At 64.6% G+C, this 26,426-nt stretch carries 24 protein-coding genes; 11 read left to right on the top strand and 13 right to left on the bottom strand.

The genetic code is table 11. The features are described from left to right. Window positions 1-11: 11 nt before the first annotated feature. Complete coding sequence (locus IPM16_22935; GenBank protein ID MBK9125963.1) at window positions 12-1,145, top strand: response regulator; 1,134 nt, start codon at window positions 12-14, stop codon at window positions 1,143-1,145. On the opposite strand, the gene IPM16_22930 is transcribed toward IPM16_22935, so the two are convergent. From IPM16_22930 to IPM16_22920, 3 genes are read right to left on the bottom strand one after another with little or no spacing between them, the layout of a single operon-like run. After that, window positions 1,099-1,566, bottom strand: a complete 468-nt coding sequence (locus IPM16_22930; protein ID MBK9125962.1) for a transcriptional repressor — start codon at window positions 1,564-1,566, stop codon at window positions 1,099-1,101. The genes IPM16_22935 and IPM16_22930 overlap by 47 nt on opposite strands. Before the next feature lie 48 nt (window positions 1,567-1,614). Next, entirely contained in the window at window positions 1,615-3,375 is a 1,761-nt protein-coding gene (locus IPM16_22925; protein MBK9125961.1) for a L,D-transpeptidase family protein, read from the bottom strand. Between the two features lie 7 nt (window positions 3,376-3,382). Further along, window positions 3,383-3,679, bottom strand: coding sequence for a cupin domain-containing protein (locus IPM16_22920; GenBank protein MBK9125960.1), 297 nt, complete (start codon window positions 3,677-3,679; stop codon window positions 3,383-3,385). A 266-nt stretch (window positions 3,680-3,945) separates the two neighbouring features. Here IPM16_22920 and IPM16_22915 point away from each other — a divergent pair, with 266 nt between their 5' ends. Both IPM16_22915 and IPM16_22910 read left to right on the top strand, forming a co-directional pair. Beyond that, window positions 3,946-6,330, top strand: coding sequence for a hypothetical protein (locus tag IPM16_22915; GenBank protein MBK9125959.1), 2,385 nt, complete (start codon window positions 3,946-3,948; stop codon window positions 6,328-6,330). A gap of 432 nt (window positions 6,331-6,762) precedes the next feature. Continuing rightward, entirely contained in the window at window positions 6,763-7,161 is a 399-nt protein-coding gene (locus IPM16_22910) for an SET domain-containing protein-lysine N-methyltransferase (protein ID MBK9125958.1), read from the top strand. Window positions 7,162-7,327: 166 nt separating this feature from the next. Here the strand turns inward: IPM16_22910 and IPM16_22905 are convergent, their stop codons facing one another. Next, complete coding sequence (locus tag IPM16_22905; protein ID MBK9125957.1) at window positions 7,328-8,293, bottom strand: ring-cleaving dioxygenase; 966 nt, start codon at window positions 8,291-8,293, stop codon at window positions 7,328-7,330. A 256-nt stretch (window positions 8,294-8,549) separates the two neighbouring features. Here IPM16_22905 and IPM16_22900 point away from each other — a divergent pair, with 256 nt between their 5' ends. Continuing rightward, complete coding sequence (locus tag IPM16_22900; GenBank protein ID MBK9125956.1) at window positions 8,550-8,996, top strand: MarR family transcriptional regulator; 447 nt, start codon at window positions 8,550-8,552, stop codon at window positions 8,994-8,996. Window positions 8,997-9,086: 90 nt separating this feature from the next. Here the strand turns inward: IPM16_22900 and IPM16_22895 are convergent, their stop codons facing one another. Both IPM16_22895 and IPM16_22890 read right to left on the bottom strand, forming a co-directional pair. After that, window positions 9,087-11,834 (bottom strand): right-handed parallel beta-helix repeat-containing protein, encoded by a 2,748-nt coding sequence (locus tag IPM16_22895; protein MBK9125955.1) that lies wholly within the window; start codon window positions 11,832-11,834, stop codon window positions 9,087-9,089. A 256-nt stretch (window positions 11,835-12,090) separates the two neighbouring features. Beyond that, window positions 12,091-13,008 (bottom strand): pseudouridine-5'-phosphate glycosidase, encoded by a 918-nt coding sequence (locus tag IPM16_22890; protein MBK9125954.1) that lies wholly within the window; start codon window positions 13,006-13,008, stop codon window positions 12,091-12,093. A 39-nt stretch (window positions 13,009-13,047) separates the two neighbouring features. Here IPM16_22890 and IPM16_22885 point away from each other — a divergent pair, with 39 nt between their 5' ends. The 4 genes from IPM16_22885 to IPM16_22870 all read left to right on the top strand — a co-directional run bounded on the left by IPM16_22885 (window position 13,048) and on the right by IPM16_22870 (window position 17,095). Further along, window positions 13,048-14,136 carry an NAD-binding protein gene (locus IPM16_22885; protein MBK9125953.1) on the top strand — a complete coding sequence of 363 codons (1,089 nt, stop codon included), beginning with the start codon at window positions 13,048-13,050 and terminating at the stop codon, window positions 14,134-14,136. Between the two features lie 1,623 nt (window positions 14,137-15,759). Beyond that, on the top strand, window positions 15,760-16,080 hold the full coding sequence (locus tag IPM16_22880) for a hypothetical protein (GenBank protein ID MBK9125952.1): 321 nt from the start codon (window positions 15,760-15,762) through the stop codon (window positions 16,078-16,080). 4 nt (window positions 16,081-16,084) lie between these two features. Next, window positions 16,085-16,441 (top strand): hypothetical protein, encoded by a 357-nt coding sequence (locus IPM16_22875; GenBank protein MBK9125951.1) that lies wholly within the window; start codon window positions 16,085-16,087, stop codon window positions 16,439-16,441. Window positions 16,442-16,522: 81 nt separating this feature from the next. Beyond that, the gene (locus IPM16_22870; protein ID MBK9125950.1) at window positions 16,523-17,095 is read left to right on the top strand and encodes an AAA family ATPase; all 573 of its coding nucleotides are present in this window, start codon (window positions 16,523-16,525) and stop codon (window positions 17,093-17,095) included. 490 nt (window positions 17,096-17,585) lie between these two features. On the opposite strand, the gene rplT is transcribed toward IPM16_22870, so the two are convergent. The 5 genes from rplT to IPM16_22845 form a co-directional block, all read right to left on the bottom strand. Further along, window positions 17,586-17,939: a 50S ribosomal protein L20 gene (gene rplT, locus IPM16_22865; protein MBK9125949.1), complete on the bottom strand. Its 354-nt coding sequence runs from the start codon at window positions 17,937-17,939 to the stop codon at window positions 17,586-17,588. 98 nt (window positions 17,940-18,037) lie between these two features. After that, window positions 18,038-18,274, bottom strand: coding sequence for a 50S ribosomal protein L35 (rpmI, locus tag IPM16_22860; GenBank protein ID MBK9125948.1), 237 nt, complete (start codon window positions 18,272-18,274; stop codon window positions 18,038-18,040). 16 nt (window positions 18,275-18,290) lie between these two features. Next, entirely contained in the window at window positions 18,291-18,779 is a 489-nt protein-coding gene (locus IPM16_22855) for a translation initiation factor IF-3 (GenBank protein MBK9125947.1), read from the bottom strand. A 114-nt stretch (window positions 18,780-18,893) separates the two neighbouring features. Then, the gene (locus IPM16_22850; protein ID MBK9125946.1) at window positions 18,894-19,553 is read right to left on the bottom strand and encodes a DedA family protein; all 660 of its coding nucleotides are present in this window, start codon (window positions 19,551-19,553) and stop codon (window positions 18,894-18,896) included. Window positions 19,554-19,775: 222 nt separating this feature from the next. After that, a complete protein-coding gene (locus IPM16_22845) occupies window positions 19,776-20,519 on the bottom strand; it encodes a hypothetical protein (GenBank protein MBK9125945.1) in 744 nt (247 codons plus the stop codon). A gap of 270 nt (window positions 20,520-20,789) precedes the next feature. Here IPM16_22845 and IPM16_22840 point away from each other — a divergent pair, with 270 nt between their 5' ends. Continuing rightward, entirely contained in the window at window positions 20,790-21,446 is a 657-nt protein-coding gene (locus tag IPM16_22840; protein ID MBK9125944.1) for a hypothetical protein, read from the top strand. 11 nt (window positions 21,447-21,457) lie between these two features. On the opposite strand, the gene IPM16_22835 is transcribed toward IPM16_22840, so the two are convergent. Together IPM16_22835 and IPM16_22830 are read right to left on the bottom strand one after the other, a co-directional pair. Next, window positions 21,458-22,096, bottom strand: a complete 639-nt coding sequence (locus IPM16_22835; GenBank protein ID MBK9125943.1) for a DsbA family oxidoreductase — start codon at window positions 22,094-22,096, stop codon at window positions 21,458-21,460. Between the two features lie 172 nt (window positions 22,097-22,268). Beyond that, complete coding sequence (locus tag IPM16_22830; GenBank protein MBK9125942.1) at window positions 22,269-22,868, bottom strand: LysE family transporter; 600 nt, start codon at window positions 22,866-22,868, stop codon at window positions 22,269-22,271. 197 nt (window positions 22,869-23,065) lie between these two features. Here IPM16_22830 and IPM16_22825 point away from each other — a divergent pair, with 197 nt between their 5' ends. Together IPM16_22825 and IPM16_22820 are read left to right on the top strand one after the other, a co-directional pair. After that, entirely contained in the window at window positions 23,066-24,148 is a 1,083-nt protein-coding gene (locus IPM16_22825; GenBank protein MBK9125941.1) for a hypothetical protein, read from the top strand. A 199-nt stretch (window positions 24,149-24,347) separates the two neighbouring features. Then, window positions 24,348-26,303, top strand: a complete 1,956-nt coding sequence (locus IPM16_22820) for a VWA domain-containing protein (GenBank protein ID MBK9125940.1) — start codon at window positions 24,348-24,350, stop codon at window positions 26,301-26,303. Window positions 26,304-26,426: the final 123 nt, after the last annotated feature.

The following is a 26,426-nucleotide window of genomic DNA, read 5'->3' as shown; positions in this document are numbered from 1 at the left end:
GGGCATGACCGATGGGACCGGCGCGCGCGTTGCTCCTGGTGGTTGAAGACGACCCCGATCTGCGTGCGGCGCTTGCCGAGTCGTTGGCGCTGGAAGGGTATCGTGTGGAGGCCGCCTGCGACGGGCAGGAGGCGATCGACTGGCTTGCCGCAGGCATGACGCCGGACCTGATCCTCGCCGACGTGATGATGCCGAATGTCGACGGATTCGAACTGCTGCGCCGGATACGCGATAACCCCAAGTGGATGTCGATCCCGTTCCTGTTCCTCACCTCGCGTACCGATCGCCGTGACGTCCTTCAGGGCAAGTCTCTTGGCGCCGAGGACTACGTTTCCAAGCCGTTCTCCTATGACGAGCTGCTGCCGCTGATCGAGGCGCGCATCGAGCGGGCGCGGGCGCTAGCAAGCCGCCAGTCCGCCGAAGTGGACGACATGCGGCAAGGGATCCTGCGCCTGTTGAATCACGAGTTTCGCACGCCGTTGACCTCGATCGTGGCGTATTCGAACCTGCTAAACGACGTGCGTCAGCGCGGATCGGTCGTCGCCGACCTCGACGATACCCTGCGCCATATCGGGGGAGGCGCGCACCGGCTGCGCCGCTTGATCGGAAATTTCGTGCTGTTGATGGACCTCGGCTATCCGGACGTCAAGAATGAGGTCGCTGCCCAGCGCATGCAGCGTATCGACGATCCGGAACGCATGCTGCACGACGCCGTCGCAGCGGTCGAAAGGGCCACCGATGGTCACCGTTTCCGTGTTCAAGCCGAATCGACTGCGGCCGGCTTCCGGTGTGACCGCGAACTGCTGTTGATCGCCCTGCGCGAGTTGATCGACAACGCGGTCAAGTTTTCGCCCGCCGGTTCGACCATCACTTTATTGGCACAGCGCTGTGGTCCAGACGTGAAACTTGCGGTGAGTGACGAGGGGCGCGGCGTCGCCGCTGCCGAATTCGACCGGTTGCCCGACGCTTTCTATCAGGCCAGCCGCCCTGCCCACGAGCAGCAGGGTTCAGGCATCGGCTTGACACTCGTGAAGGCGATCGCCGACGCGCACAAGGGACGGCTTGAGATCGAAAGCGCGGTGGGCAAGGGGTCGCGCTTTACGCTGGTGCTTCCCGCGAACTGGCCGAAGACACCGCCTCGCTAGCTGCGCAGTCGGCGCAGATGCCGTAGAACTCGAGCAGGTGGCCGGCGATGTGCACGCCTGTGTTGACCTCAAGCCGCGCCGACAGCCCTTCAAGCCCGCAGTTCTCGAACTCGAACACGCGCCCGCAGTGGGTGCAAATGACATGGTGATGGTGGCCGCCGGGGAGCAGCACGAAGACCGGCGCGCTGCTGCCTTCGGTGTAAGTCGGGCGGATGAGCGACAAACGCGAAAGCAGGTCGAGCGTGCGAAATACACTGGCACGCCCAACCGCCGGATCGATCGACGCCACGATGTCGACGATCTGCGCCGACGTCAAATGCCCGCCGGACTGTTCGAGCGCCTTGAGGACGGCGGCGCGCGCATTGGTAATCCGATAGCCGGCGTCCCGCAGGCGCTGCAAGCGCGGGGTCAGGTTAGTCATGGCCGGACCTGAACGCCATGCGCCCGGCGCCGCGCGGCTGCCAAGCGATCACGCGCTGCCGCCGCGCTTGGCCAGCACCTGGCGCCCAACCTCGCTGGTCGGTAGGAAGTCGCTGGAGATGACTTCGACCACCACGCCATCGTCCGCCCAGTTGTAGAGGAACTCGGCCTCTTCCGGCCGCGACATGACGCACCCATAGGTGAACGGCTGGCCGACGTTGCCGCCGCCCAAGTACGCGCCGTTGGGTAGCTCGACCTGCCCGTGGAAGCCGTTCTGCAGGCCGGTCGAAACCTCGTACATGCCCATGAACCAGTACATCTTCCACTGGCCGCACGACGTATCCGAGCTGCAAAGCTCGAAGCTGGAACCGTAGGCCAGCTCGACGTGGTTGAGGATCTGGTACACGCCCGGCGCTGTCGGATACTTGGATATGCCGGTCGAGATCGGCCAGCTAAACGCCTCTTGGCCGTTTTCGAAGCCGTAGAGCATCTGGGTGTTGATGTCGACCACGATGCGCTTATTTGGCACGGGCGGCAGCGGAACAACCTCGTCCTTGCTGGGGAGATTGATCTCGTCGCCCGGGTAGATCATGCCGAGGTCGCGCCCGGCGTTGGCCTCTTGAATCATGAAGTACGGGATGCCCGTCCGCCGCGAGATCGCATAGCCGCTGTCGCCGCGTTGGATGGTATACCGCTGCGGATAGTGGCTGACGCGCAGCCATGCCCGCCGTTCGCCCAGTTGCAGCGCCTCGCTGAGCGCGCGCACCGCGTCATCGCGCGAGATGTACTTGACCGGATCGATCGCCGCGATTTCGGTGTTGAGCGCCTCCAAAAAGCGCACGATCTGGCGCTCGCTGACGGTCAGGCCGTTCTGGCCGACCTCCAGCCACGTGACGAGGTTTTCGGGCGGCGTGGCCCACGTGGTCGAGGTGTCGGTAAACGGGTCGTAGCCGATCAACTGGAACGGCTGGCTGGCCATCCGCCGCGCTTCGATCAGGAACGGTTCCGGGTCGGGGTAGTCCGGCTCAACGGGCAGGGTCACGATTTCGAGCTGCCCGCGGCGCAAGATCGACTCGGGCGCGTCGTTGATCTGCGAAAGCGTCAGGGTGATGTCGATTTGGCGGCCAGTCATGCCGGGTACGCCGACGACGATACCGTCCTTGAGCGTGTAGCTGGCGTTCTGCGCCGGCGTGTTGAGGGCGACTGCGCGCGCCACCAACAGGTCTTCGGCCGTGCGATAGTCGAGAGTCACCTGCGGCTGGATGCCGTAACCGAGGGGGATTCCGGACAGACCGACGCCGCGCGCTGCTTCGGCGATGCGCGTGAAGTCGGTGCGCAGGCCGACCTGCTGCGGCGACAGTTCCTCGATCGTCTCGCCTTGCACGACGAGCCGCACTTTGACGTCGTTGGTCCACGCGTCTTGCAGCGCTTCGGCCGCTTCATCGACCGTTAGGCCACCCAATGGGACGCCGAGCGCGTACACGTTCGGGAAGATGCGCCCCGGCAGCAAGTACGAGCCGAGGAAAAGCAGAATCAGCGCGACCACGATCAGGCCGCCCCACCGCCACACCGAAGGCCGGTGCCGCGCATACCATAAGGCATCCTGAACGACCAAGTTCGCGCGTTTCTTGAGCGCCTCGGTATCTATGCGCGACTGGGCGGTCATGCCGACCGGTTCGCGCTCGACTGCGGGCGCGATCTTCTCTTCGCGCGGGACTGCCATCGCTTCGTTACGGCGCGCCTCGCGCGCGTGCTGGCGGTCACGGGCGCGGCTGAGGCGGCTGTTGCGGCGCGGATCGTACGTATTCATTCAGGGTCTACCTCGTAATGCGATATTCCTCTCGGGGCGGACTAAAGACTTCTACCAGTATACAGTCTTCGTCGGCGTGGGCGCCGTGAGGAATGTCGCCCGGAATGGCATACGTGTCGCCCCGGTAGAGCTTGCGTGCCTCGCCATTGATGGTGAACGTGATGCTGCCTTGGATCACGTAGCCGGCCTGCTCGTGCATGTGGCTGTGAATCGGAATCTCGGCGCCACGCTCGAGGAAGAACTCGCAGACCATCACACGTTCACCGCTGGCCATCGTGCGCCGGTGGACGCCGGCAACCGGCATCTGTACCTGCGGGGAATCGTCCTGCGTCACAATCTCGGGGTCGGCCATTGCGTCGGACCTTCTGTCATGTATGCCCAGTTGTCTCTATTATGACGTCCTCTGACGCGATTTTCTACCGGGGCTGTGCATCACAACGTTGTAACGTGCCGACGGGTCAATCGTTGAGAACAAGCTGGTTGACCGGCTCGACGCTTTCCGTTAGAGTGCGAAAGGGTCGCGAATTGCCCATCCCGTGCCGCATCTAGTATTTCAAACAAAGGAAGATGATGACCTCGTTCCATCGCGCTATCCCGGTCCTCCTCGCGCTTGCGCTGCTCGCAATCGGTGTCGTCCCGGCGGCTGCCCAACCCCTTCCGCTCGGACAGCTCGTCCACAGCCTGACGCTCAACGCCGACCTCGACGGCGCGGTGACGGTCGCCGGCTACGCACCGGTGATCCTTCAGCGTGACATCGTATCGGACGATTCCGGCAAGATCGCCGCGGCTTCTGCCGCCGCACCGGACCGCGAGCGTGACATCGCAGTCGTGCAGTTGATCGACGATGCCAGCGGGGCGGTCGTGTTCCAAACGACCGTGGCCGTATCACGCTGGATTCGGGCCGAGCACGCCATCGACCCGGCCAACCTCGGCGAGGTCAATGCGCAAGGCTCCAACATTCAGGGCCAGCGCCTTCCGTGGGCCGACCGCGCGTTCAACGTCAAGGTGCCGGTGATCGCTGGCGCGAACCGGCTCAGCGTGCAGTTCACCGGCGCGGTGCGGTCCAACGGTATCATCGACTTGAATGCCGTGGCCCAGCAGTTCGGCGCGCAGCCCCGCGAGACGCGCGGCGTGCTGATCCCGATCGACGTCAACGGCCCGGCCGAGAATCGCGTCGACCTGATCGTGATGGGCGACGGCTACACCGCCGGCGAGCAGACCAAGTTCGTCAACGACGCGACCGCGCTGCTCGACGGAGTGTTCAGCTTCTCGCCGTACAGCCGCTACAAGAAGTACTTCAACACCTACGCGCTGTTCGAGCCGTCCAACGACTCGGGTGTGGATCAGCCCGGCTACAGCGGATCGTGCAGCCCGAGCTCGGACCATCCGATCACCTGCTGCCCGTCCGCGCCCTACAACGTCGAGTCGATGAGCGGTCAGCTTAAGAACACGCGCTACGACACGACCTACTGCTACGCCGGTATCGCCCGCCTGATGGTGGCGACCGACTACGACACCGTGTTTGCCGACGCCGACGCGGCGCTGCCGGACTGGGACGAGATCTTCCTCGTCGCCAACGATTCGGTGTACGGCGGAAGCGGCGGCGAGATTGCGGCGGTGTCGACCAACAGCTACGGGGTCGACATCCTGCGCCACGAAGTCGGCCATTCGCTGCTTCGCCTCGACGACGAGTACGACACGTTCACGCCCGGGTATCCGCCGTGCTCCGACTATGGACGTAACGGCATCTCGTCCCCGTGCATGCCCAACGTCACCGACCAGACCGTACGCGCGCTGATCAAGTGGAACCGCTGGATCGCCGGCAGCACGCCGATCCCGACCTTTGCCGACTTGGGCGAAGAGGGCGGCTTGTGGCTGGGCGCGCACTACTCGCCGACGACCTACTACCGCGGGTGCTTCAACTGCCTGATGAAGTCGCTGAACCAGCCGTTCGGCAAGGTCGCCGCCGAACAGCTTCCGGTCGTGCTGTATTCCGGCGGCTGGGAAGGCCAGAGCGCGTTTTGGTGGGATCTCGAAGACCCGGACGGAATCGACATCGTCGAACCGGGGACGGTCAGCCCCGACCCGGACGCTGGCACGGTCAATATCCCCAGCGGGCAAGGCGCGACGTTCAGCCTCGACGTATTGTCGCCGACCGGCGGCAGCAACACCCGTGTCATGTGGAAGATCGACGGCGTGAAGGTGCAGGACCTCTATTACGGCTACGGCGACACGGCCAGCTTCACTTATACGCCGATCGCCGGTGGCGTCACGACGCTGACGGCTGAAGTCACCGACGTCGCAGGCATTTTGCACCCGTCGCTGGCGTACCTGAGCCGTACGACCCTGACGTGGACGGTCGACGCCGAGGGCTACAGCGGGGTCGGCACCGAGCTGTTGGTCAATGGCGGCTTCGAAGACCCGGACCCGCTCGATCCGGATTTGGCGCTGGACTGGACAGAGAAGAAGTTGGACAAGGGCAAGCGTGCGTGCAACACGCTCGAAAAGACCGTCGCGAACAGCGGCGAGTGCGCATACCTGTTCAAGGGTGTGGCGGGGCTGAACGGCAAGCTTCAGCAGACGGTCGCGCTTCAGATCGGCGACGCGGCCGACGCCTTCACGCTGCGCGGCCAGTTCGACACGATCAACCTCAAGACCGACTTCGTGGCGATGGCGAAGATCGCCTTCATCGACGGCAGCAAGATCAAGCTGAAGGTCGAGGGGCTGCCCGGCGACAAGGCCAAGACCGACCCGTACTTTACGCGCGAAGCCAACGCCATCCTCGGCCTCGACTCGCTGGACGTCGCGCAGATCAAGGTACAGCTCAAGATGACCGGCGCCGGCGGGAAGGTCTACGTCGACGATCTGCAACTGCTGCACTACGACGAGTTCCTGACGTCGCCACCGCCGCCGGCGGATCGCCTCGCGCCGCCGGAGTTCCGCGGCAGCAACTAGCGCAGAGCAGCACACACCACGAAACCGGCCTCGCTCAACACGGGGCCGGTTTTTCGTCTCAGAGACGGTACGCCAAAAAGCGTATCCCAATCGTCGTTTTCTGGGCGATTACGGCCCTTGCGAACCGGCCAACTGCGCAGATAATCATGCGTCATTGGGCCATCAGGATACGGACGCGCGCTGCTCATCGCGACGCACACAGCGTTATGCCGATGACGGGGTAACGTGGTTGCGGCGGCGCCCGCCCTGTTTGACTTCTCGCATTGTGGGTTGTCATGTTGGGGGCGGAGAATGAGTCAGGAGCACATCGAGCTTCGTGATAGTCCGATTGCCGGGCGCGGCGTGTTTGCAGCCCGGCCCATCAAGGCGGGAGAGGTCGTCTTTACGGCGCATCCCGACGACACCGAGTATGAGATCGACGCGGTATACGCCATGCCGCCCGATCAGCGCGAACCCATCCTGTACTACACATGGCAAAGCGGCCCGACCACCCTATGCCTCGACGGCGGGATCGGGCGCTACCAGAACCACTCGTGCGACCCGAATACATGGTGGATCAACGAAGACACGACGGTCGCCCGGCGCGACATCGCCGCTGGCGAGGAGATCACGTGCGACTACGGCGCATTTATGATGTCAGTACCGTATGACATGCCCTGCAACTGCGGGGCAGCCAACTGCCGCGGGCGGATCACCCATCTCGATTATCTCGATCCGCGCTTTCAGCTCACCCACGGCGACCATGTACCGCCGTATATTCGGGAGGCGACCGAAGCCGCGAAGCAAGGTCTGCCCGGCGACTTTAGCGCCGACTTTGGCGTGAGTGCTTGACCAACCAGCAACGATGCGGAAGCTTCGCCTCCACACCTCCACAAGGGGTTTGCACCCCTTGACCCCGTTACTGCAAAAGAGGTCGCGTAGGCGACCTCTTTTGCATGTATGGGAGTCCAGAGGGCGAAAGCCTTCTGGCGGGGTTCGGGGCAGCACCCCGTAGAACCTAGACCGTCTCCGGCATGACGATCGGCTTGAGCTGCGCTTCGATTTCTTCGCGCCGGTCTTCGAGGAAGGGCGGCAGGGCAAGGCGTTCGCCCAGCGTTTCCAGATCTTCGTCGGTGGCGAAGCCGGGGCCGTCGGTGGCGATTTCGAACAGGATACCGTTGGAGATGCGGAAGTAGATCGACTTGAAGTAGTACCGGTCGACGAATCCGCTGATCGGCAGGCCGACACTGCTCACACGGTTGTGCCAGTACTGCTGCTCGTCGAAGTCCTTGACGCGGAAGGCGACGTGATGCGTGCCGCCTGCGCCGGGCCGGGCACGCTGAATGTTGCGCTCCTCCATCACCCACAGCTCGCGGTTGGGGCCGCCTTCGCCAATGTCGTAAAGGATCACTTCGCGGCCATCGGGGTACGGATGCCGCGCTGATTCGCGCATGTTGAGCACTTGAGTCAGGATCGGTTCGACGTGCTCCAGCCGCGGCACGGAGATCATCGAGGCGTAGAACCCGCGGATCGCGACCGGCTCGGGGATGCCCGGTTCTTCCCAGTACGTGCCGTGATAGTCCGCGCCGCCGTCGTCCATGAGCATTAGGCGCTGGCCCTCGCGATCCTCGAAGCGGATTACGCTGCGGCCCGCGAACTGCTCAATCCCACTGTGCTGAACGCCGTACTCTTCGAAGCGATTGGCCCAGTAGTACAGCGCTGCCTCGTCGGGGACGCGAAACGCCGTGAGCGTGATGCTGTCGGTGCCGCGCGTTTCACGCGGGACGCTCGGCCAGTCGAAGAACGTCATGTCCGTGCCGGGACTGCCGACCTTGTCCGCGTAGAACAGGTGATAGGCGCTGACATCGTCCTGATTGACCGACTTCTTGACGAGGCGCAGACCGAGGATGCGCGTGTAAAATGCCGCGTTCAGCCCGATTTGCGCCGAGACCGACGTCACGTGGTGAATTCCGCCGAGATTCATGGGTTCCTCCTGACTTTCGACACTTCGCCTGCGCCGTGCCGACCTCACGCCCGGCCTCTCACAGCGAAGACGGGACGGCTGGTGAGGTCTTCGGATGTGTCCGCGTGGCACCTTAACGCAAACGGATTGTGGTTTGAGCATGCATCGAATAGTTTGATATTGAACTATTCGATACTTGACAGTTTAATGCGGTATAATTCACTTGTCAACCACGCTCGCGTTAGAAGCGTATCAGAGTCGCCCCGACAGAGGACTCATGCCCACCCACTACTCCGGCACCCCCGACGAAATCCGCGCCCTCAACGCCTACATTAAGCTACAGCGCGCCGCCGAAAGCATCCTCCATCGCACCAGCGCACACCTCGCCGCGCATAACCTTTCGCTCAGCCAGTTTGCCGTGTTGGAAGCACTCTATCACCTCGGGACGCTCTCGCAAACCACCCTTGCTCAAAAGCTGCTCAAGAGCACCGGCAACATCTCGTCGGTCCTCAAGACGTGCGAAAAACACGACCTGATCACGCGCGAGCGCGACCCGGCCGACAACCGTGTCATGCGCGTTCACATCACGGACCACGGGCGCGCACTGCTCGAATCGATCCTGCCCGCGCACATTGCCGGCATCTCCGCCGCGATGTCCGCCCTCTCGCCCACCGAACAAGAGACCCTCGGCGATCTCTGCAAACGCCTCGGCCTCGGCGCGTGATCGCGACGTCGTGTGGTCCCAACACAAAACAAGCGGAGCAGGGTTTCCTGCTCCGCTTCACTCTGGCACCCTGTCGGCGGCGCTTTTGGCCTAGTTGCCGCCGCGGAACCCGTCCGGCGCGGCAGGCGGCGGCAGGATCGGCGCTCGTGTGACGGTGCGCGGCGCGGGCGCGATCGTCACGGTCACGCGGACGGCGTCGACGTACACCTTGCCGCTGAGTGATTTGTCCTTGAACTGTAGCTTAATATCGGCCACCGCCTCGCCAATACCGAGCGTAATCGGCAGGCCGATCTGATGCAGTACATACGCACCGCCCTGATCGAACGCGACATTGTCTTTGAAGACGGTGCCGAGATCGGTCTTAACCTTAAGGATCATCTTGCCGTTAGCCGCCGAACCGGGCTGTATCTGGGCTCGGGCGGTGACGATATCGCCGTCGGCGATCGGCGGCGCGAGGATCGTCTGCTTGAGCTTGGCGCTCGGCTTTCCGGCGAAGCCTTTGAAGCGGAACGCGAACAGCCCATCGTACGGGTTCTTGTCTTTAACCTTGTCTTGCCCGAGGGTTGTGACCGCCCACGGTGCGATGCCGGCCTCGAAGCTGCCGTTGATCAGCAGCTCGAGGTCATTGTCCGTAACTGTGCCGTCGACGCTGGCGACCGAAACCCCGTCGTAGTCGAGATCGTCGCTGGCTGACGTGTTGTTGATCGTGCAGCCATGCTCGCCTTCTTCGATGTCATCGTCGACCGCCGTGACCGTGACGCTTTGCGGCGTGTCCCAGTTGGCGTTGGTGAACGTCAGCGCGGCGCTCACCGAACAGTCCGCGTCCCCCTCGGGCGTGATCGTCACGTCGGCTGTCGGCTCGCTATTCAGCACGACGTCGTAGGTATCGGTCGTACTGCCCTCGGTGACATCCACAGTGGTTGGAGTCACGTCCACACCCGCCGTATCGTCGTCAGTCACGGTACCGCCGACGCCGGCCACGCCGATGCCGTTATAGGCCGCGTCGCCGCTGGTCGCCGTGTTGGTGATCGTACAGCTGTGGCTGCCCTCGAAGATATCGTCGTCGACCGCCGTCACCGTGACGGTCTGCGCCGAGCTCCAGTTGTCTGTCGTAAACGTCAGGGCCGCACTCACGTCGCAGTCGGCGTCGCCGGCAGGGGTTACGGTGACACTGCTGGCTGGCCGTGAGGCGAGGTGGACGCTGTAGGTATCGGTCGCCCCGCCTTCGGCCACGTCGACACTCGTTTCGCTGACGACAACCGCCGCCAAGGTCTGGTGCTCGTATGCGCCCATATCGACGGTCGCGTTGACGATGCGGGAATTACCGTCGCGATCGTACGGGATCGGCTCGGCGGTATTCGAGTCGTTGTCGAGATCGAGCGTGTCGGCGGGCAGTGCCGCGTTGCTGCCGACGTTGAGCGCCGGGCTGTTGGCCTGCACGTGGTAATCGCCGGCGATGGTCGGCGCGCTTAAGTAGGACACTGGGGATACGAACAGGGGATTGGCAATGGAGTTGCCGGTGCCGCCGAAGTACCCGCCTTCAACGATACTGTAGTTTACGGTCACTGTGCCGGGTCCGACACTGATCTGCGAACTATTGCCCCAGAGAATGCTGTTGGCTACGGTTACCGTACCGGCCCCATTGAATAAAGCGCCACCACTTACGCTGGCCCTGTTGCCGGCAAACGTATTGTTGACCGTCGTGACGATGCCGGCACTCACGTAGATGCCGCCGCCCTGTTGATCGGCGCTGTTGCCGGATATGGTGTTATTTGCCAACGTGTTGTCCGAGCCGAAGTTGAAGTAGATGCCACCGCCGACGTTCACCGCGCTGTTGCCGGAGATCGTGCTGTTCAGCACGGTGACCGAACCGGTAATGTCGATGATGCCACTCCCTGAGTCGCCGGCGTCATTGTCGGAAACGGTGCTGTTGATTATAGTCAGTGGACCGCTGTTGTAGATGCCACCGCCGAAACTGCCGGTCGCAGACGCGCTGTTGCCGGCAACGGTGCTATTGATTATCGTGGCTGCAGAAGAACTGAAAATGCCGGCGCCAGCGCCGGATGGGGAGGCCGTGTTGTCATTGACGGTGCTGTTGGTGATGTTCAGTACACCGGAACAGTAGATGCCGCCGCCCCTGCTGCCACTCGGTGCGCCGACGGCGAAGTTTCCGTCGACCGATGAGCTTTCGAGCGTCACGGAGCCGACGCTGTAGATACCCCCACCATAGACGCTAGAACTGTTACCGATGACAGTACTGTTGATCAGCGTCGCCAGGCTTCCACCCGTGCTGTAAATGCCACCGCCGCTGCCCGGAGAGCTGTTGCCGGAAACGATGCTGTTGATCAACGTAAGCGGGCCGCCGTTAAGAATGCCGCCCGCTTCAGAAAGGGCGTAGTTATCGACAACGCTGCTGTTGACAAGCATCAGCGCACCGGCGTTGTTGACGACGCCGCCCCCGCTGTTGCTCCGCCCCCCCGTTATGGTGAGGTCGTTGAGAATCAGGTTACCACCGAAGCTGTAAACTAGGCGAAAGTCCGGGCTGCCGTCGGCGCGCGCGATGGTCGCGCCGTTGCCGTTGATTTCGATCTCCGAGTAGATTTCCGGCAGGGCGGTGTCGGGGTTACTCACGTCGCCGGCCGTGAACTCGTATAAACAGCCGGTCGCCAAATTGATGACATCCGCTTCGGCGTTGGCGTTGGCGGTATTGATGGCGGCGGCCAGTTCGGCCGTGTCGCAGGCCACGTCGATGACGGCCGCGTGCGCGGGGAACGAAACAAGCAGCACGGAAACAACAAGAAATCCGGCTGCTAGACGCGACCACGTTGCGCTAATCATGTGAATGTTCCCCCCGGCGACGACTTATGCCACAGTATAGGCGGGAGTTTCTCAACGCGGCAAGTTAAGGATACCCTCGGCGATCTCTGTAAACGCCTCGGCCTCGGCGCGTGATTGTGGAGGCGTTGCCTCCACACGTCCGCAAGGGGTTTGCACCCCTTGACCCCTAATCCGCATTTGCGCGAGGCGCAAATGCAAGGATGGGGTGCAGGGGCGTAAGTCCCTGCTGGGGTGCGGGGCAAAGCCCCGCGAGTTGCTACTCGCCGTGAGCGGTGAGGGCGGCGGCGATGTGGGCGGCGGTGCGGGCGTTGTTGACGAGCAGGGCGGTATTGGCGCGGCGAGAGACGCCGGCGGTGAGATCGGCGACGCGAGCGAGCACGTAAGGCGTGACGTCGCGGCCGTGGATGCCGGCAGCATCGGCGTCGGCGGTGGCTTGACGGATGGCGGCTTCAGCGTCGGCCTCGGGCATGGCGTCCGCCTCGGGGACAGGCACGCCGATGAGCAGGCCGTGGCCGAGTGCGAGGCGGAAAGCGGCGGCGATGATGGCGGCGGCTTGCTGGGGTGTATCGACGCGGACGGTGACGGGTAGGCTGCTGCTGCGTGAATAGAAGGCGGGCAGCGTGTCGGTGCCGTAGCCGATGATGGGGACGCCGTGCGTCTCGAGGACTTCGACCGTGGCGGGCAGGTCGAGGATCGACTTGGCGCCGCTGCACACAACCGCGACCGGCGTGCGCCCGAGTTCGATCAGGTCGGCAGAGACGTCAAACGGGTGGCCGCGGTGGACGCCGCCGATGCCGCCGGTGGCGAACACGCGGATTCCGGCGCGGGCCGCAACGATCATGGTGCCGGCGACGGTGGTCGCGCCGTCCTCGTGCAGGCCAACGCTGATCGACAGGTCGCGCCGGCTGATCTTGCGGACGCTTCCAGACGGCGCGCGGCCGAGCCGCTCGATGTCGTCGGTGGACAGGCCGACCGTGATTTGCCCGCCCAGCACGGCGATCGTGGCCGGTTCGGCCCCGCCGTCGCGGACAGCGGCCTCCATCGCCAGCGCGGTCTCGACGTTGTCCGGGTACGGCAGGCCGTGCGTGATGAGCGTCGACTCGAGCGCGACGACGGGCCGGCCGAGGTCGAGCGCATCGACGACGCGCGGCGCGATGGTTAAATCTTGGCGCATAATGCCTCCTGTAGTGGCGTGTGGATTATAATCGGCCGTATGATCACCACCAGCCCCACCCCGATCAAACGCAAGCGGCGCGGCGTGCGCCGTCTGCTGCAAGTCGTCCTGCGCGACACGCAGGCGCTGCTCAAAGAGTTCCGCTGGCCGTTGCTCGCCTTTCTGCTGGCGACGTTCGGGCTGGGGCTGATCTACGGCGAACTGCTGGTGGCGGCGGGCTATCCGCGCCTGCCGTGGTTCGAACTGCCGTACGTCATGTTCGCGCTGATGGTGCTGGCCGGCCCGACGGAGATCCCGCCCGAACCGTATCTGCTGGTGTTCTGGTACGTGCTGCCGCCGATCGCCCTGATCATCGTCGGGCGCGGTGCGGCCGATTTCACGCGACTCTTCTTCGACCGCAGCGGGCGGCGGACAGCATGGACGGAGGCCCTTGTGTCGACGATGCGAAACCACACGATTGTGCTGGGCGTGGGGCATGTGGGGATGCGCGTTGCGCGCGCCCTGACCGAGATGGGCTTTGAGGTCGTCGCGGTCGATCAGTCGTTTACGCCCGAGCAGGAGACCGCGCTGCGGGGGCTGGACGTGCAGATCATCACCGGCGACGGGCGAAGCGCCGAGACGTTGGCTAAAGCCGGCATCGAACGCGCCGAGGCGCTGGTGGTGTGTACGTCGCAGGACTACATGAACCTCGAGATGATCATGCGTGTGCGCGACCTGAACCCGAGCATTCGCATCGTGACGCGCATGTGGGACAACCAGTTCGCCGCGCAGATGAAGCAGTTTCTCGGCGTGTCCGCGGTGATCAGCAGCGCCGACATCGCCGCGCCGATCTTCGCCGGGGCGGCGGCGGGCATCGAGGTCACGCAGACGCTCAAACTCCACGGCCGCGAATATGCGATGTTCCGCCTGACTGTCTCGGAAGGATCGTACTTCGAGGGCCGGACGATCGGCAGCGTGCAGGATCGCTACGACGTCGACGTGGTGCTGCACGGGCGCGGCGATGACGCCGACGTGCACCCCGACAACGCCGTGACCGTGGCCGCCGGCGACACGCTGGTGATCTTCGCGCACATCGAGAAGATGCGCGAGCTGGCGACGTCGAACCGCGTCAACGCGCGCGGGGTGTAGTGCGGGAGGCCGCCAGCCTGCGGACGCGATGTATCGTGTCCATTCCACACCGCGACGGTTTGAGAGGCATTCACAGCGGGCGACCCGGCGGGTCGCCCCTACAGACCGCCTCTGTGTGCTCTGCGGCCTCTGTGGTTCAATCGTTTTCCCGCGGACACGGCAGTGCCGTGTCCCTACGCACGGAGCCGCACGCCGTGGGCATTGGCCCCTCGCCTCGGGAGAGGGGTTTGGGGTGAGGTCTTGGTGGGAGGGGGGCCGGGGTGAGGTCGGGCGGCGGGCGATTCATCCGTCGATTGCCGGACGCGATGTATCGTGTCCATTCCACACCGCGACGGTTTGAGAGGCATTCACAGCGGGCGACCCGGCGGGTCGCCCCTACGACACGGTCCATGGTTCAGCCTTTTTCCCGCGGACACGGCGGTGCCGTGTCCCTACGCACGGAGCCGCACGCCGTGGGCATTGGCCCCTCGCCTCGGGAGAGGGGTTTGGGGTGAGGTCTTGGTGGGAGAGGGGCCGGGGTGAGGTCGGGCGGCGGGCGATTCATCCGTCGATTGCCGGACGCGATGTATCGTGTCCATTCCACACCGCGACGGTTTGAGAGGCATTCACAGCGGGCGACCCGGCGGGTCGCCCCTACGACACGGTCCATGGTTCAGCCTTTTTCCCGCGGACACGGCGGTGCCGTGTCCCTACGCACGGAGCCGCACGCCGTGGGCATTGGCCCCTCTCCTCGGGAGAGGGGTTTGAGGTGAGGTCTTGGTGGGAGAGGGGCCGGGGTGAGGTCGGGCGGCGGGCGATTCATCCGTCGATTGCCGGACGCGATGTATCGCGTCCCTACCACACCGCGACGGTTTGAGGAGCATTCAACAGCGGGCGACCCGGCGGGTCGCCCCTACAAGCCCCTCGGTGGCCTCCGTGTCTGTTTTTCGGACACGGCAGTGCCGTGTCCCTACGCACGGAACGCGCACGACGCAGGCATTTGCCCCTCGCCTTTGGGAGAGGGGCGGCGGAGCGCCAGCGACGCGGGGTGAGGTTCAGCGCGGGCGACCCGCCGGGTCGCCCCTTGTATCTTGAGATTGGGGTATGCTGGAAGCAGAGGATGCCCCGGCCGAGCAGACCCCCAAGCCCGGCCCCCGCGCCCCACCGCCGTTACCGGCAACAATGCTGTCGGGAAGATGGCCAACGCAGCCTCACAAGGGGTTTAACCAGCCGCCACTTAGAAGCGGGGCAGGGCCGAGCGACCGACATCGACGAGTTTCTGCACGAAGCGGCTACCCCCCCGGCGCAGCGAGCTTGCCGACAGCCAGCGCCCACCGCGAGCCAGCGACCCCCCCGTCTCGCCGACTGCCGCACCCAGCAGCCCCACCTTGGCAACCGCCCGCGCCGGGGCCGAGCACGCGCGGCGACACCGGGCCGCACGCGAGACCCCGGCCGCCCCCCTGCCCGCGCCGCCCGCCACACTTGATTAAGACTACTACAGACCGCCTCTGTGGTCTCTGTGTTCTCCGTGTGCAATGTGCCCGCTTTTCTTTTCCTCATCACTCGCTCCTCACCGGGCTGGTCAGCACACGATCCGCGGGGCATACTAGACTCCGATGTCACCGACAGCGGAGGGGGCCCGCCGTGGAGCTTGTCGGGCAGTTTTCAACGACCGTCAGCGGTCGCCAATCCTATGAAATCGCCGATGCCGACTGGATGATGGTGCTGCCGCTAGTGCGCATCGCCGTCGAGCAGTTCGGGTTCACGTCGCGCCTGCCCGTGCACGGGTTTGACGAGCTGTACGTCACGTGCGTTCGCGATGCCGCCGAAATCACCATCGGCTGGGACAACTGGAGCGGCTGCTTCGTCATGGGCTGCACCGCCCCGGCCGACGCGCTCGTGCGCGAAATGGGCGATTACGTCGAACACCTGATGTCCGACCAGTCGTTCAAGCCGGAGTCGTAGGCCGATGCCCGTCACCGAACCCATCGACTGGGGCGCGGTTAAGGACGAGATGCGCGCCATCCTGATCCACCTCGCCAAACAGCGCAAAACGATCTGCTATTCCGACCTCGCCGCGCTGATCAGCACGGCACGCCTGCATCACCGCGCGCCGATCTTCCACCGCCTGCTGGACGAGATGAGCCGCGAGGACGCCGCCGAGGGCATGCCGAGCCTCGCCACGCTGGTCGTGCGCAAGGACTCGGGCATCCCCGGGCAGGGCTATTTTGTGATCTCCGCCGCGGAAGGCGACACGGTTGACGATCCTGAAACGTACTGGCAAGCGCAGTTCGAGGAATTGTGCGACTACTGGGCCACATCGTAACCGGCCGCAGACCGGCGTTGCCAACCCGCGCGCGCGGTCTATATAATGCGGCTGGCTCTCTCGCATCTGGACACATCCCCCATGACTGATACCTCTAAGGCGCGCGCGCTGGCTCTGGTTGGCATGCCCGGCTCCGGCAAAAGCTCGTGCGCGTATCATCTCGAACAGCGCGGGTTCTGGCAGTTTCGCTTTGGCGGGATCGTCGAGGGCGAGGTGCGCCGGCGCGGGATGGCCGTGAACCCCGAGAACGAGAAGATCGTACGCGAGGAGCTGCGCGCGACGCACGGCATGGCGGCGATGGCGAAGCTGGCGCTCGATTCGCTGCACGCGGCGCTTGACACCCGGCAGTGCATCGTCATCGACGGACTGTACAGCTGGAGCGAGTACAAGTATCTGCGCCACGAGCTGAAAGCCGAGCTGACTGTCGTGGCGGTGGTGTGCCGGCGCGACCTGCGCTATCAGCGGCTGGCCGAGCGTCCGATCCGTCCGCTGACGGCGGCTGAGGCCGAATCGCGCGATTGGGCGGAGATCGAGAATCTCGAAAAGGGCGGCCCGATCGCGATTGCCGACTACACGCTCACCAACGACGGCAGCGCCGAGGAGACGCTGCGCGAACTCGACGCGCTGCTGGATCGCCTCGGCTTCGCGCCCTAGCGGCGAAGTGCAATAACCCTCACCCCCGCCCCCTCTCCCTCAGGGCGAGGGGCAAACGCCTGCACCGCGCGCGTTCCGTGCGTAGGGACACGGCACTGCCGTGTCAGGGGGAAAAGTGGACACAGAGCACACAGAGACAGAGAAAGCACAGAACGGGTCTATAGGGGCGACCCGGCGGGTCGCCCGCCTGGAACCTCATCCCGCGGCCCCCTCTCCCGACCTTCGGTGCTCCCGTTGGTCGTCAAGGGGCGAGGGGGAGAATACCACCGCCGCGCGCGTTCCGTGCGTAGGGACACGGCACTGCCGTGTCAGGGGGAAAAGTGAACACAGAGCACACAGAGACAGAGAGAGCACAATAGGGGCGACCCGCTGGGTCGCCCGCGCCCGACCTCCACCCCGCGTCGCATTCAGACGACCCACACCAACACAAAAACGCCGCGCCTGTCGAATGTGACAAGCGCGGCGTCTTGAGTCTCAGGGAAGGGACTGGCTAGAGCTTGCTCTGGGCCAGCGCGGCCAGCTTGGTGAAGGTCTCGGCATCGCGCACGGCGATGTCGGCCAGCACCTTGCGGTCCAGCTCGACCCCGGCCGATTTCAGGCCGTAGATCAGCCGGCTGTAGCTCAACCCATTGAGGCGGGCGGCCGCGTTGATGCGGATGATCCACAATTCGCGCAGGCGGCGGGCGCGCTGCTTACGGTCGCGGTAGCTATAGAACAGCGACTTGAGCATGGCCTCGTTCGAGCGCTTCCACAGCGTGCCGCGGCTGCCGAACTGGCCTTTGACCATCTTGCGGATCTTGTTGTGGTGACGGCGGCGTACGAAGCCGGTCTTGGTGCGGGACATGATCGAATACTCCTAGGGTCTCAACTTGTGGACCGCCGGTGGGAACGGGCTGTGCGGCCCGCCTTCGCGACGGGTGATCCCAAACGCAAACCGGCGGGTTAGGCCGGCGGATTGGCCTTGTAATGCTTGAGGTACGGGGCAAGGCGCTTGACACGCTTCGCCTGACCGCTGCTGGATACCTCAATCGTCTTGTCCCACTGGCGCTTCACCCGCTTGGACGAGTTGCGGCGCAAGTGGCTCTTGCCGCCCTTGGTGCGCATCAGCTTGCCGGTACCGGTCACCTTGAAGCGCTTGGCGGTTGCCTTGTGTGTCTTGAGCTTATACTTCTTAGCCACGTCGGTCTTCCCCGTGTTATTGCGTCTTCTTCTCAGCTTGCGATGCTTGCGGCGCGAGAGTCATGGTCATCGTATTGCCTTCGAGGGTTGGCGGTTGTTCGACTACGCCGAACTCCTTCATATCTTCGGCAATCCGGACCAGCCGCGTCCGACCGATGTCGGTGTGCAGGTTCTGGCGCCCGCGGAAGCGGATGCTGAACCGCACCTTATTGCCCTCGGAAAGCCAGCGTTTCGCATCTTCCATCTTGAAGCCGAGATGATAGTCGTCGGTGGCAGGGTTGAGCCGCACCTGCTTGACTTCGACAATCTTCTGGGCTTTCTTGGCCTTCCGCTCGCGCCGCTGCTTCTCGTACTGGAACTTACCAAAGTCCATGATACGGCAGACGGGCGGACTGGCTGTGGGGGCCACTTCGACAAGGTCGAGGCCGGCCTCTTCAGCGAGTTCAAGCGCACGAAAGAGCGTGACCACGCCGACGTTTTCATTGCTGTCGTCGATCAGGCGCACTTCCCGCGCACGAATTTGGCGGTTGATGCGATATTCCGGGTTGCTAATGGGCTGTCTCTCTTTTGTCTGCCGCGGTTTAACGAACGGCAAGTGTAGCATAGGCGAAAAATCGAGTCAACGGAGTTTTGCGCGGCGCCGGACGCGCCGCCACAACAGCCACGCAGCCAGTCCTGCCGCGGCCGCAATCAGAATCGCATTTTGATAAGCGTCCATCAACGTCAGCACCTCGCGCCAGCGGCTTCCCAGCAAATAGCCGAGGACGGTCAGCGGAAGAATCCACGCGGTCGCGCCAATCGCCGTGTAGATCATGAAGCGCCAGAACGGCATGCGAATCACGCCGGCAGGCAGGCTGACGACGCTGTGCACGTACGGCAGGATTCGCGCGATCAGCACGATGGCCCCACCCCGCGTACGAAACAGTTCGAGCGCGCGGTCGTACTGGTCAACGGTGAAGATCGGGATGCGCAAGCGCCCGATCGTAATCGTGGCACGCCGCTCGATGAACTGGCGCACGCGCGCCTCGCCCAGCCGCACGCCCAGCGCGTACCACATGCTCGACGCGATGCACGTGCCGACCACCCCGACCACCACGACCGCCCACAGCGGCATCAGGCCGTCGAATGCCAGCTTGCCTGCCAATGGATACAGAAACTCCGAAGGCACCGGCGGGAACAGGTTCTCCGCCGCGGCGATCAGGCCAATGCCGGGCAGGCCGAAGGTCAGCATGATCGATTCGACGAACAGGGTGATCTGCTCGATGAGGTCGGCGAGCATGGGCAGCGGGTTCCGTGTGGTGTGCCGGCCAAGCATACCGCGCCGCGGCCTCTTCGGGGAGTGCTGACCGTGACGAGCCGTCAAGAGTCAGGAATCAGTTGCCGGTTATCCGCCACACAACGAACACAACGAATCGTAGGGGCGCGGCATGCTGCGCCCGAATGGTAATGGCGCGCCACGTCGGGGTCTCAAGCGACCTCGGACTGGCAGATGCGGTCTGTGTCAGATCGATTGTGGCAAACTTTCGCGCCGGCGTTTGCGAAATCGATGAATCGAAACAACCAGAATCGCGTACAGGATTCCGAGCACGAACAGCGGCAAGACGATTTCGACGATGCGCATGGTGACGTCCAGCACGGTCGCGCCACCGGTCACGGACGAAAGCGGCACGGGTGGGCGCTCGACAAACAGGCAGACCGGTTCGTCGCTGGACGTGCCGAATGCGAAGATCTGGGTCAGGCCGGGGTAGTAGCCGTGCCGGAAGCCGAGGAAGTCCGGGTGCGCGCGCTGGCACAGCGGCTTGAACACGACCGCCTCCGAAATCACGCGCGCCAGTTCCATCGCCGGCAACCATGCCATCACCGCGAGGAACAGCAGGAAGACGTACGGCCCGTATTTGCGCGTGGCTTGGCGCTGCATCTCCTTGCTGACGCGCTCGTTCACCGGCTTCCACGCGACCATGCCCCGCCACTTGAACTCGCCGGCGGCGTAGGCGGAGAACACCTGCGCGACGGTGCGCGGTTTGATCGCCTCGTTGCCGCTTACCATCTCGATTTTGCTGGGCCGGTTGACGTAGCCGAGGACGAAGCCCGACTCCGGCACGCCGCCGGCCTGCATGAACTCGTCTTCGGTCTTCTGCAGTTCGAGGATCGCCTCGTCGTTGGGCGGCAGGCCGTCGATCACCCGCTTGATGTCGTCCGACCCTGCATTTGCCGATACTTCCACGCCGTTCAGGATCAGCTTCATCGCCCGTACCCCCACGCGACGCCCCGTCTATGGATTATCGTATGCGGAATTGTGTTTTGGCGATAGCAGGGTGCCGGGGGAGATATCGAGCGGTGGTTGACAGCCCTGATGACCGGAAATAATCTGGTAAGTTAACGGCGGTAGTGCCTACCGAGGCGGCAAGCGAGAGTCACGATGTCACCGTTTCCGATTCGATCCCTGATGGTCGTTCTTGCCGGAGCGTGCCTCGCAGGATCCGTTGCGGCACAGCCAGCTATTCCCGAGCCAAACGTGGATCAATACGTAGCCGGCGTGAAAGCGATGCTGAGCGATAATCAAATCGACCTGATTGTCGACCTTGACGACCCGGGAATCGACCTCGATCTGCGTCGGCTTTCGCCCGAGTTCCTCGTAGACACGTTTGGTATCGACACACTCGAAAGTGTGGAGCAGTTCACCACCGGCGAACTGCCTCGGCCCGACGCGCTTGCCATCGTCGGCGATGTCTGGCGGGACTTCAGCGAGGCGGATGTGCGCTGGTTGCGCGATGCCTACCAAAGCGGGATGCCCGTCGGATTCGTCAATGTGACGATTGCCGACCTGAACGGACTAATGGGCTTCCACTGCCGCGATCGGTGGCTCAACTTCAACGACTATCCCGATCCCATCGACTACTGGGTCGCTACGGCATTCTACGTCGATGCCGTGCTGGAAAGCGACAGGCAGGCCTTTATCGAGGCGCGTGCACGCTGCGCGCCGACGCGCGGTATCGCAGGCCGACGCCCCCTCGACTTCTTCGTCAGCCACAGCATCAATACGCTCGAGCACGAGGTCGGCGGCATCGAGTTGATCAGCGCGCTTGCCCTTGCCATCGATTCGATCCATCGCTCGGCCATACCAGAGTCGGAGCGGCGGCGTGCGCTGAAGTGGCTGGGGATTAACGACTAATCGCTCTACGCCTAAGGCGCTTGCGCTGCGCTTTCGGCTGCGACCCTTTCCAAGACCTGCGCGAACACGTCTGGCGGCTGTGCCCCGCTGAGCGCCCACTTACCATTGAAGATGAAGAACGGCACGCCAGTAATGCCCATTTGCGCCGTCTGCTGCGCCTCGCTAAGCACGTCGGCCTCGGCGGCGTCGCTTTCGAGCAAGCGCTGCATCTCGGCGCGGTCGAGGCCAACGCCCGCCGCGAGATCGACCAGCACGTCAAGCCGGCCGATATCCTTCCCATGCTCGAAAAACGTGTCGTATACCGCGTCGATCATACGCTCGCGGTGCTCGGGTGGCGTCAGCGCGATCAACCGGTGGCTGAGCAGAGTCTTCGGCGCGCGTGTCATCGCGTCGAAGTTGAACGTCAGCCCGACCTGTGCCCCGACCTTGCTCGGCCCGTCGAACAATTGCTCGACGCTGACGCCGGGGTATTTGCTCGCCATCAACTCGCGATACGGCATGCCTTCCGGCGGGAGATGCGGGTTGAGAAAGTACGCGATGAAGCGTACCGAGATCGGCTCGCCGGCCCAGTGTGCGACGGCAGCACGCAAATTGTGCTTGCCGATCCGGCACCACGGGCACGCCGTGTCGTGAACGATGTCGATGTGCATGTCGCGCTCCTCGCCCGTTGACACCTTTCCCGCACGGACGCACTGCCGCCGGGGAACCTTACATCGCAGGGCGCCGGCCCCTGCACCCCGCCAGAAGGCTTACGCCCGCTGAACTCCCATTCGCAGTAACGGGGTAAACCCCTTGTGGCGGTGTGAAGGCGAAGCCTGCGCATTAACCGCCGCGCACGAGCGACAGCAGAATGGCCAGCGCGAAGGCGATCACGATCGCGCCGGAAATCCGGTTAATCCACGTCATCAGGCGGGCGTCGATGCGCGTGCGCAGGGCGCTGGTCGCCGAACTGAGCACGAACCACCAGCTCACCGAGCCGAGGAACACGCCGCCGACCATGAGGAACGGCGCGAGCGTGTCGGTCGCGTCCAGCGCGCCGAGGCCGGCGAACGCGCTGAGAAAGGTCAGGACGGTCTGCGGATTGACGATGGTGAGGGCGAAGATGGAGAGGTAAGCGCCGGGAAGGCCACGGCGGGTATCGGCGGTTCCGGTGGCCGGAGCGGCAGCGCGGGCGAGGAACGTCCGTATGCCGAGGTAGAGCAGGAACAGACCGCCGAACAAGCGCAGCGGATCGGCGATGGCGGTGAGGGCGCTGGTCAGCGCGGTCAGGCCAAACGCGGCGATCGCGCCGTACGCGGCGTCAGCAGTGGCGACGCCCAACCCGCTGACGAACCCAAAGCGCCATCCGTAGGCCAGCGAACGCCGGATGATCAGCACGCCGATCGCGCCGACCGGCGCCGCGACCGACAGGCCTAGCAGCATGCTGCTAGCAAAGAGACTGAAGACGGTCTGTCATTGTTTACTCCGTAGGGGTGAACACGCCGACGCACAGCGTACCACACCGCGCCCGACGTCCGCCCGCCAATTGGTGAGGTGATCGACGCTCTCTACCGCTTCTCATCGGCCTGTGCGATGATGCACTCGTTTCGGACAACAATTCACGCAAGGCAACCTGCCCCATGATCCGGCAACTTCAATCCCTGCCGCGCGGTCCGCGCATGCTGATCTTCTTTTTGATGTTCGGCGGAATCTTCCTCGCTTTGGCGGGTGGCACCGTCTTGTTGATCCTGCTGTCGGTCAACAGCGTGCCGCGCCAGACCGCGCAGGCCTTGGCCGAAGGCGCCGCAGTGGCCGAGTATGCCACGCTTGCCGACAACGACGCGTACCCGTCAACGGTAGCGGTCGGGCCAGACGGCACGGTGTATACGGCGAGCTATCGTACCGGCACGGTGTGGGCAGTCGACGCGGACGGGGCTACGCGCGAAATCCCCAACAGCCGCGAGCGATTCGAGTCGGTCACCGGGCTGGCGGTGCGGCCCGATGGCGACCTGCTGGCGATCGCCTTCACCGGCGGGGACAACGGGTCGTGGGCCGTATGGCGGGCGACGCCCGCGGGCGAGATCTCGTTATTTGGCACGGTGGACGACGCGCAGGGGTTCGTCTCGCCGTTCGACATCGCGCTCGACAACACCGGCGCGGTCTACGTCGTGGACCGCTCGCGGGCGGACGTCTGGCGCTGGGACGCCGACGGTGGCAATCCCGAGCTGTGGTGGTCGCTGCTCACCGCGCCGCAGTCGATCGTGCGTCTGCCGGACGAGCCGGTGCCGACGTTTGCCGCCCGCCCCGCACCGACCGGACTCGCCTTCGACCCGATCCACAACGCGATGCTGGTGACCGACCCCGATCTCAACACGATCGTGCGCGTGCCGCTCAGCCGCGGCGCGTCCGAGCTGCTGTACTACTACGATCCGACGCTCGACAGTCAGGCCTTCCCGCCCGGCTTCGACGGCATCGCCATGCTGACCGACAACCAGATCGTCGTCACGGCGCTCGATCAGAAGGGGCTGGTGCTGTTCCGCGGCGGAGCGCCGTACGTCGGATCGCCGCCGAGTTACATCGCCGGCAACTTCCGCGGCCCCAGCGATGTCGCCGTGCTGCCGGATGGCCGCGTGGTGGTGGCGAACTTCGACTCGTTGGCGCTGGCACAGCCGGGCGTGAGCCCACAGCTCCCCTTCGGCCTCGACGTCGTCACGCTGCCCTAAGGGCAGGAGTCAGTAGGCAGTTGTCAGTGGTCAGGACGCGCGAGCGGACAACTTACTCGCGGAGACATCCGGGCGCACGCGAAGTACCTTCTGACTCCTGAATACTGACTCCTGATAACTTCTTGGTATTCCGTTTGGTCGGTTGACCAGTGGGGCTGGGTCCGGTAGGCTTGAGACACATTGCAAGGACGTCTGACCTATGTCGCTTCTGGCCCCGTTGGCCCTGATCGGCCTGCTGCTCGCCATCCCGATCATCTTGATGTATATGCTGCGCCTGCGCCGCCGCGAGATGGTCGTCAGCAGCACGTACCTGTGGCAGCAGCTTCTGCAGGACAAGGAAGCCAATACGCCGTGGCAGCGCCTGCGCCGTAACCTGCTGCTGATCCTCCAACTGATTATCCTCGCCCTGCTGGCGTTCGCGCTGGCGCGGCCATTCCTGACCGTGCCGGCTATCAGCGCGGCGCGCATGGCGCTGCTGCTCGACGCGTCGGCCAGCATGGCGGCGAGCGACGGCCCCGCCGGCGCAACCCGTTTTGCGCAGGCGCAGGACGAGGCGCTCGAACTGATCGACGCGCTGTCGCAAGACGCCGAAGTGAGCGTGATCCGCGTCGGCGATACGCCCGAGGTCATCCTGCCTTATGCGCAGGACAAATCGGCCGCCGTGGCCGCGGTGCGTTCGGTATCCGCCGGGCAGGGCGGCGCCGATTGGCTGGCCGCGATCACGCTGGCGGCCGCGGGCGGGCAGGCTGTCGACGACTTCACGATGGTGATGCTGACTGACGGCGGCGTGTCCGGATTAGACGCGCTGACCGAGTCCGCGCTTCCGGGGCGCATCCGCGTCGTGCCGGTGGGTCAATCGAACGAAAACGTCGCGCTCACGGCGCTGGCGGCCCGGTCGCTGGCCGGAGGCGCGCCGCAGGTGTTCGCACAGGTCACCAACTACGGATCGCAGGACGCCGAGATCATCCTCACGCTGCGCGCCGATGACGATCCGCTGCCGGTGTTCAACGAACGATTCGTCGTGCCGGGCGGCGCGTCGCTGCCGTTCGTCTCGTCGCGCGGGCTGGACGGCTATTCCGTGCTGCAAGCCTCGGTGACGACGGCGCTCAACAGCGTCGGGCGCGATCTGCTCGACGTCGACAATACGGCGTGGACGGTGGCCCGCGCGGCGACCGAGCGGCGCGTCCTGCTGATCGGCGAGGACAACCTGTTCCTCGAACAGGTCCTGCGCAGCCTGCCGGGCGTGAGCGTGTTCAAGACCCGTCCCGACGCCGGGCTGCCGGCCGAGACATTCGACCTGTACGTCTACGATCAGGCCGTACCGCGCGAGCAGCCTCCCGGCGACGTGCTGCTGATCGGGCCGCCGGTCGGTGTGCCGGGCTGGTTCGACATCGCCGGCGATCTGCGCGGTCTTCCGCCGTTGGAGGCCGAGACGGCCGACGACCGCATGGTGTTCGTCGACTTCGATACCGTCAACATCGGGCGGACGCAGGATCTGCGCGGCGTGAGCTGGGGCGACGTCCTTCTGCGGGCCGGGGATACGCCGCTGATCGTTGCGGGCGACCGCGGCGGACGGCAGGTCGTGATCTTCGGCTTCGCCCTGCGCGACACCGACTTGCAGCTCAACATCGCCTTCCCGATCCTGATGTCGAACCTGATGGCGTGGTTCTCGCCGGTCGGCTCGATCGTCAACGCCGCGCCGGCAGTCGGTGACGCGGTGCTGATTCAACCGCCGCTGGAAGCTGACGCGGTGCGCGTCACCCGCCCCGACGGCGCCGAGCGCACGCTGCCGGTCGACGCCGATCAGATCGTCTATACCGATACGTCGCTGCCGGGCGTGTACCGCCTCGAAATCTTCAGCGGCGGGACGCTGCTGCAGGAACAGCCCTTCGCCGTCAACCTGTTCGCCCCGCAGGAGAGCGACATCGCCCCGCGCGACGTCTCGCTCAGCGGGACACCGGTGCTGACCCAGCGCGCCGACGAACAGGGACAGTTCGAAGTGTGGCCGCTGTTGGCCGGCCTCGCGCTGGCCGTACTGATGTTCGAGTGGTGGGTGTATCACCGGCGCACGCGCGACCGCATCGTGCGCCCCGCGACGCCGGCCCGCCCGAGCTGGAATTGGCTCCCGCGCCCGCTCCGCCGCGCTGTAAAGTAAGTGATGCGTGGCGAGTGCTGAGTGCTGAGGAAGAGCAAAACAGACACAGAGGCCACAGAGGAAGAGCGAGCGCACAGAGACGGTCCGTAGGGGCGACCCGGCGGGTCGCCCGCCGCCAACCTC

The organism is Candidatus Flexicrinis affinis (assembly GCA_016716525.1).
Taxonomy (GTDB): Bacteria; Chloroflexota; Anaerolineae; order Aggregatilineales; family Phototrophicaceae; genus Flexicrinis; species Flexicrinis affinis.
This window is presented reverse-complemented; position numbering and strand designations above follow the sequence as displayed.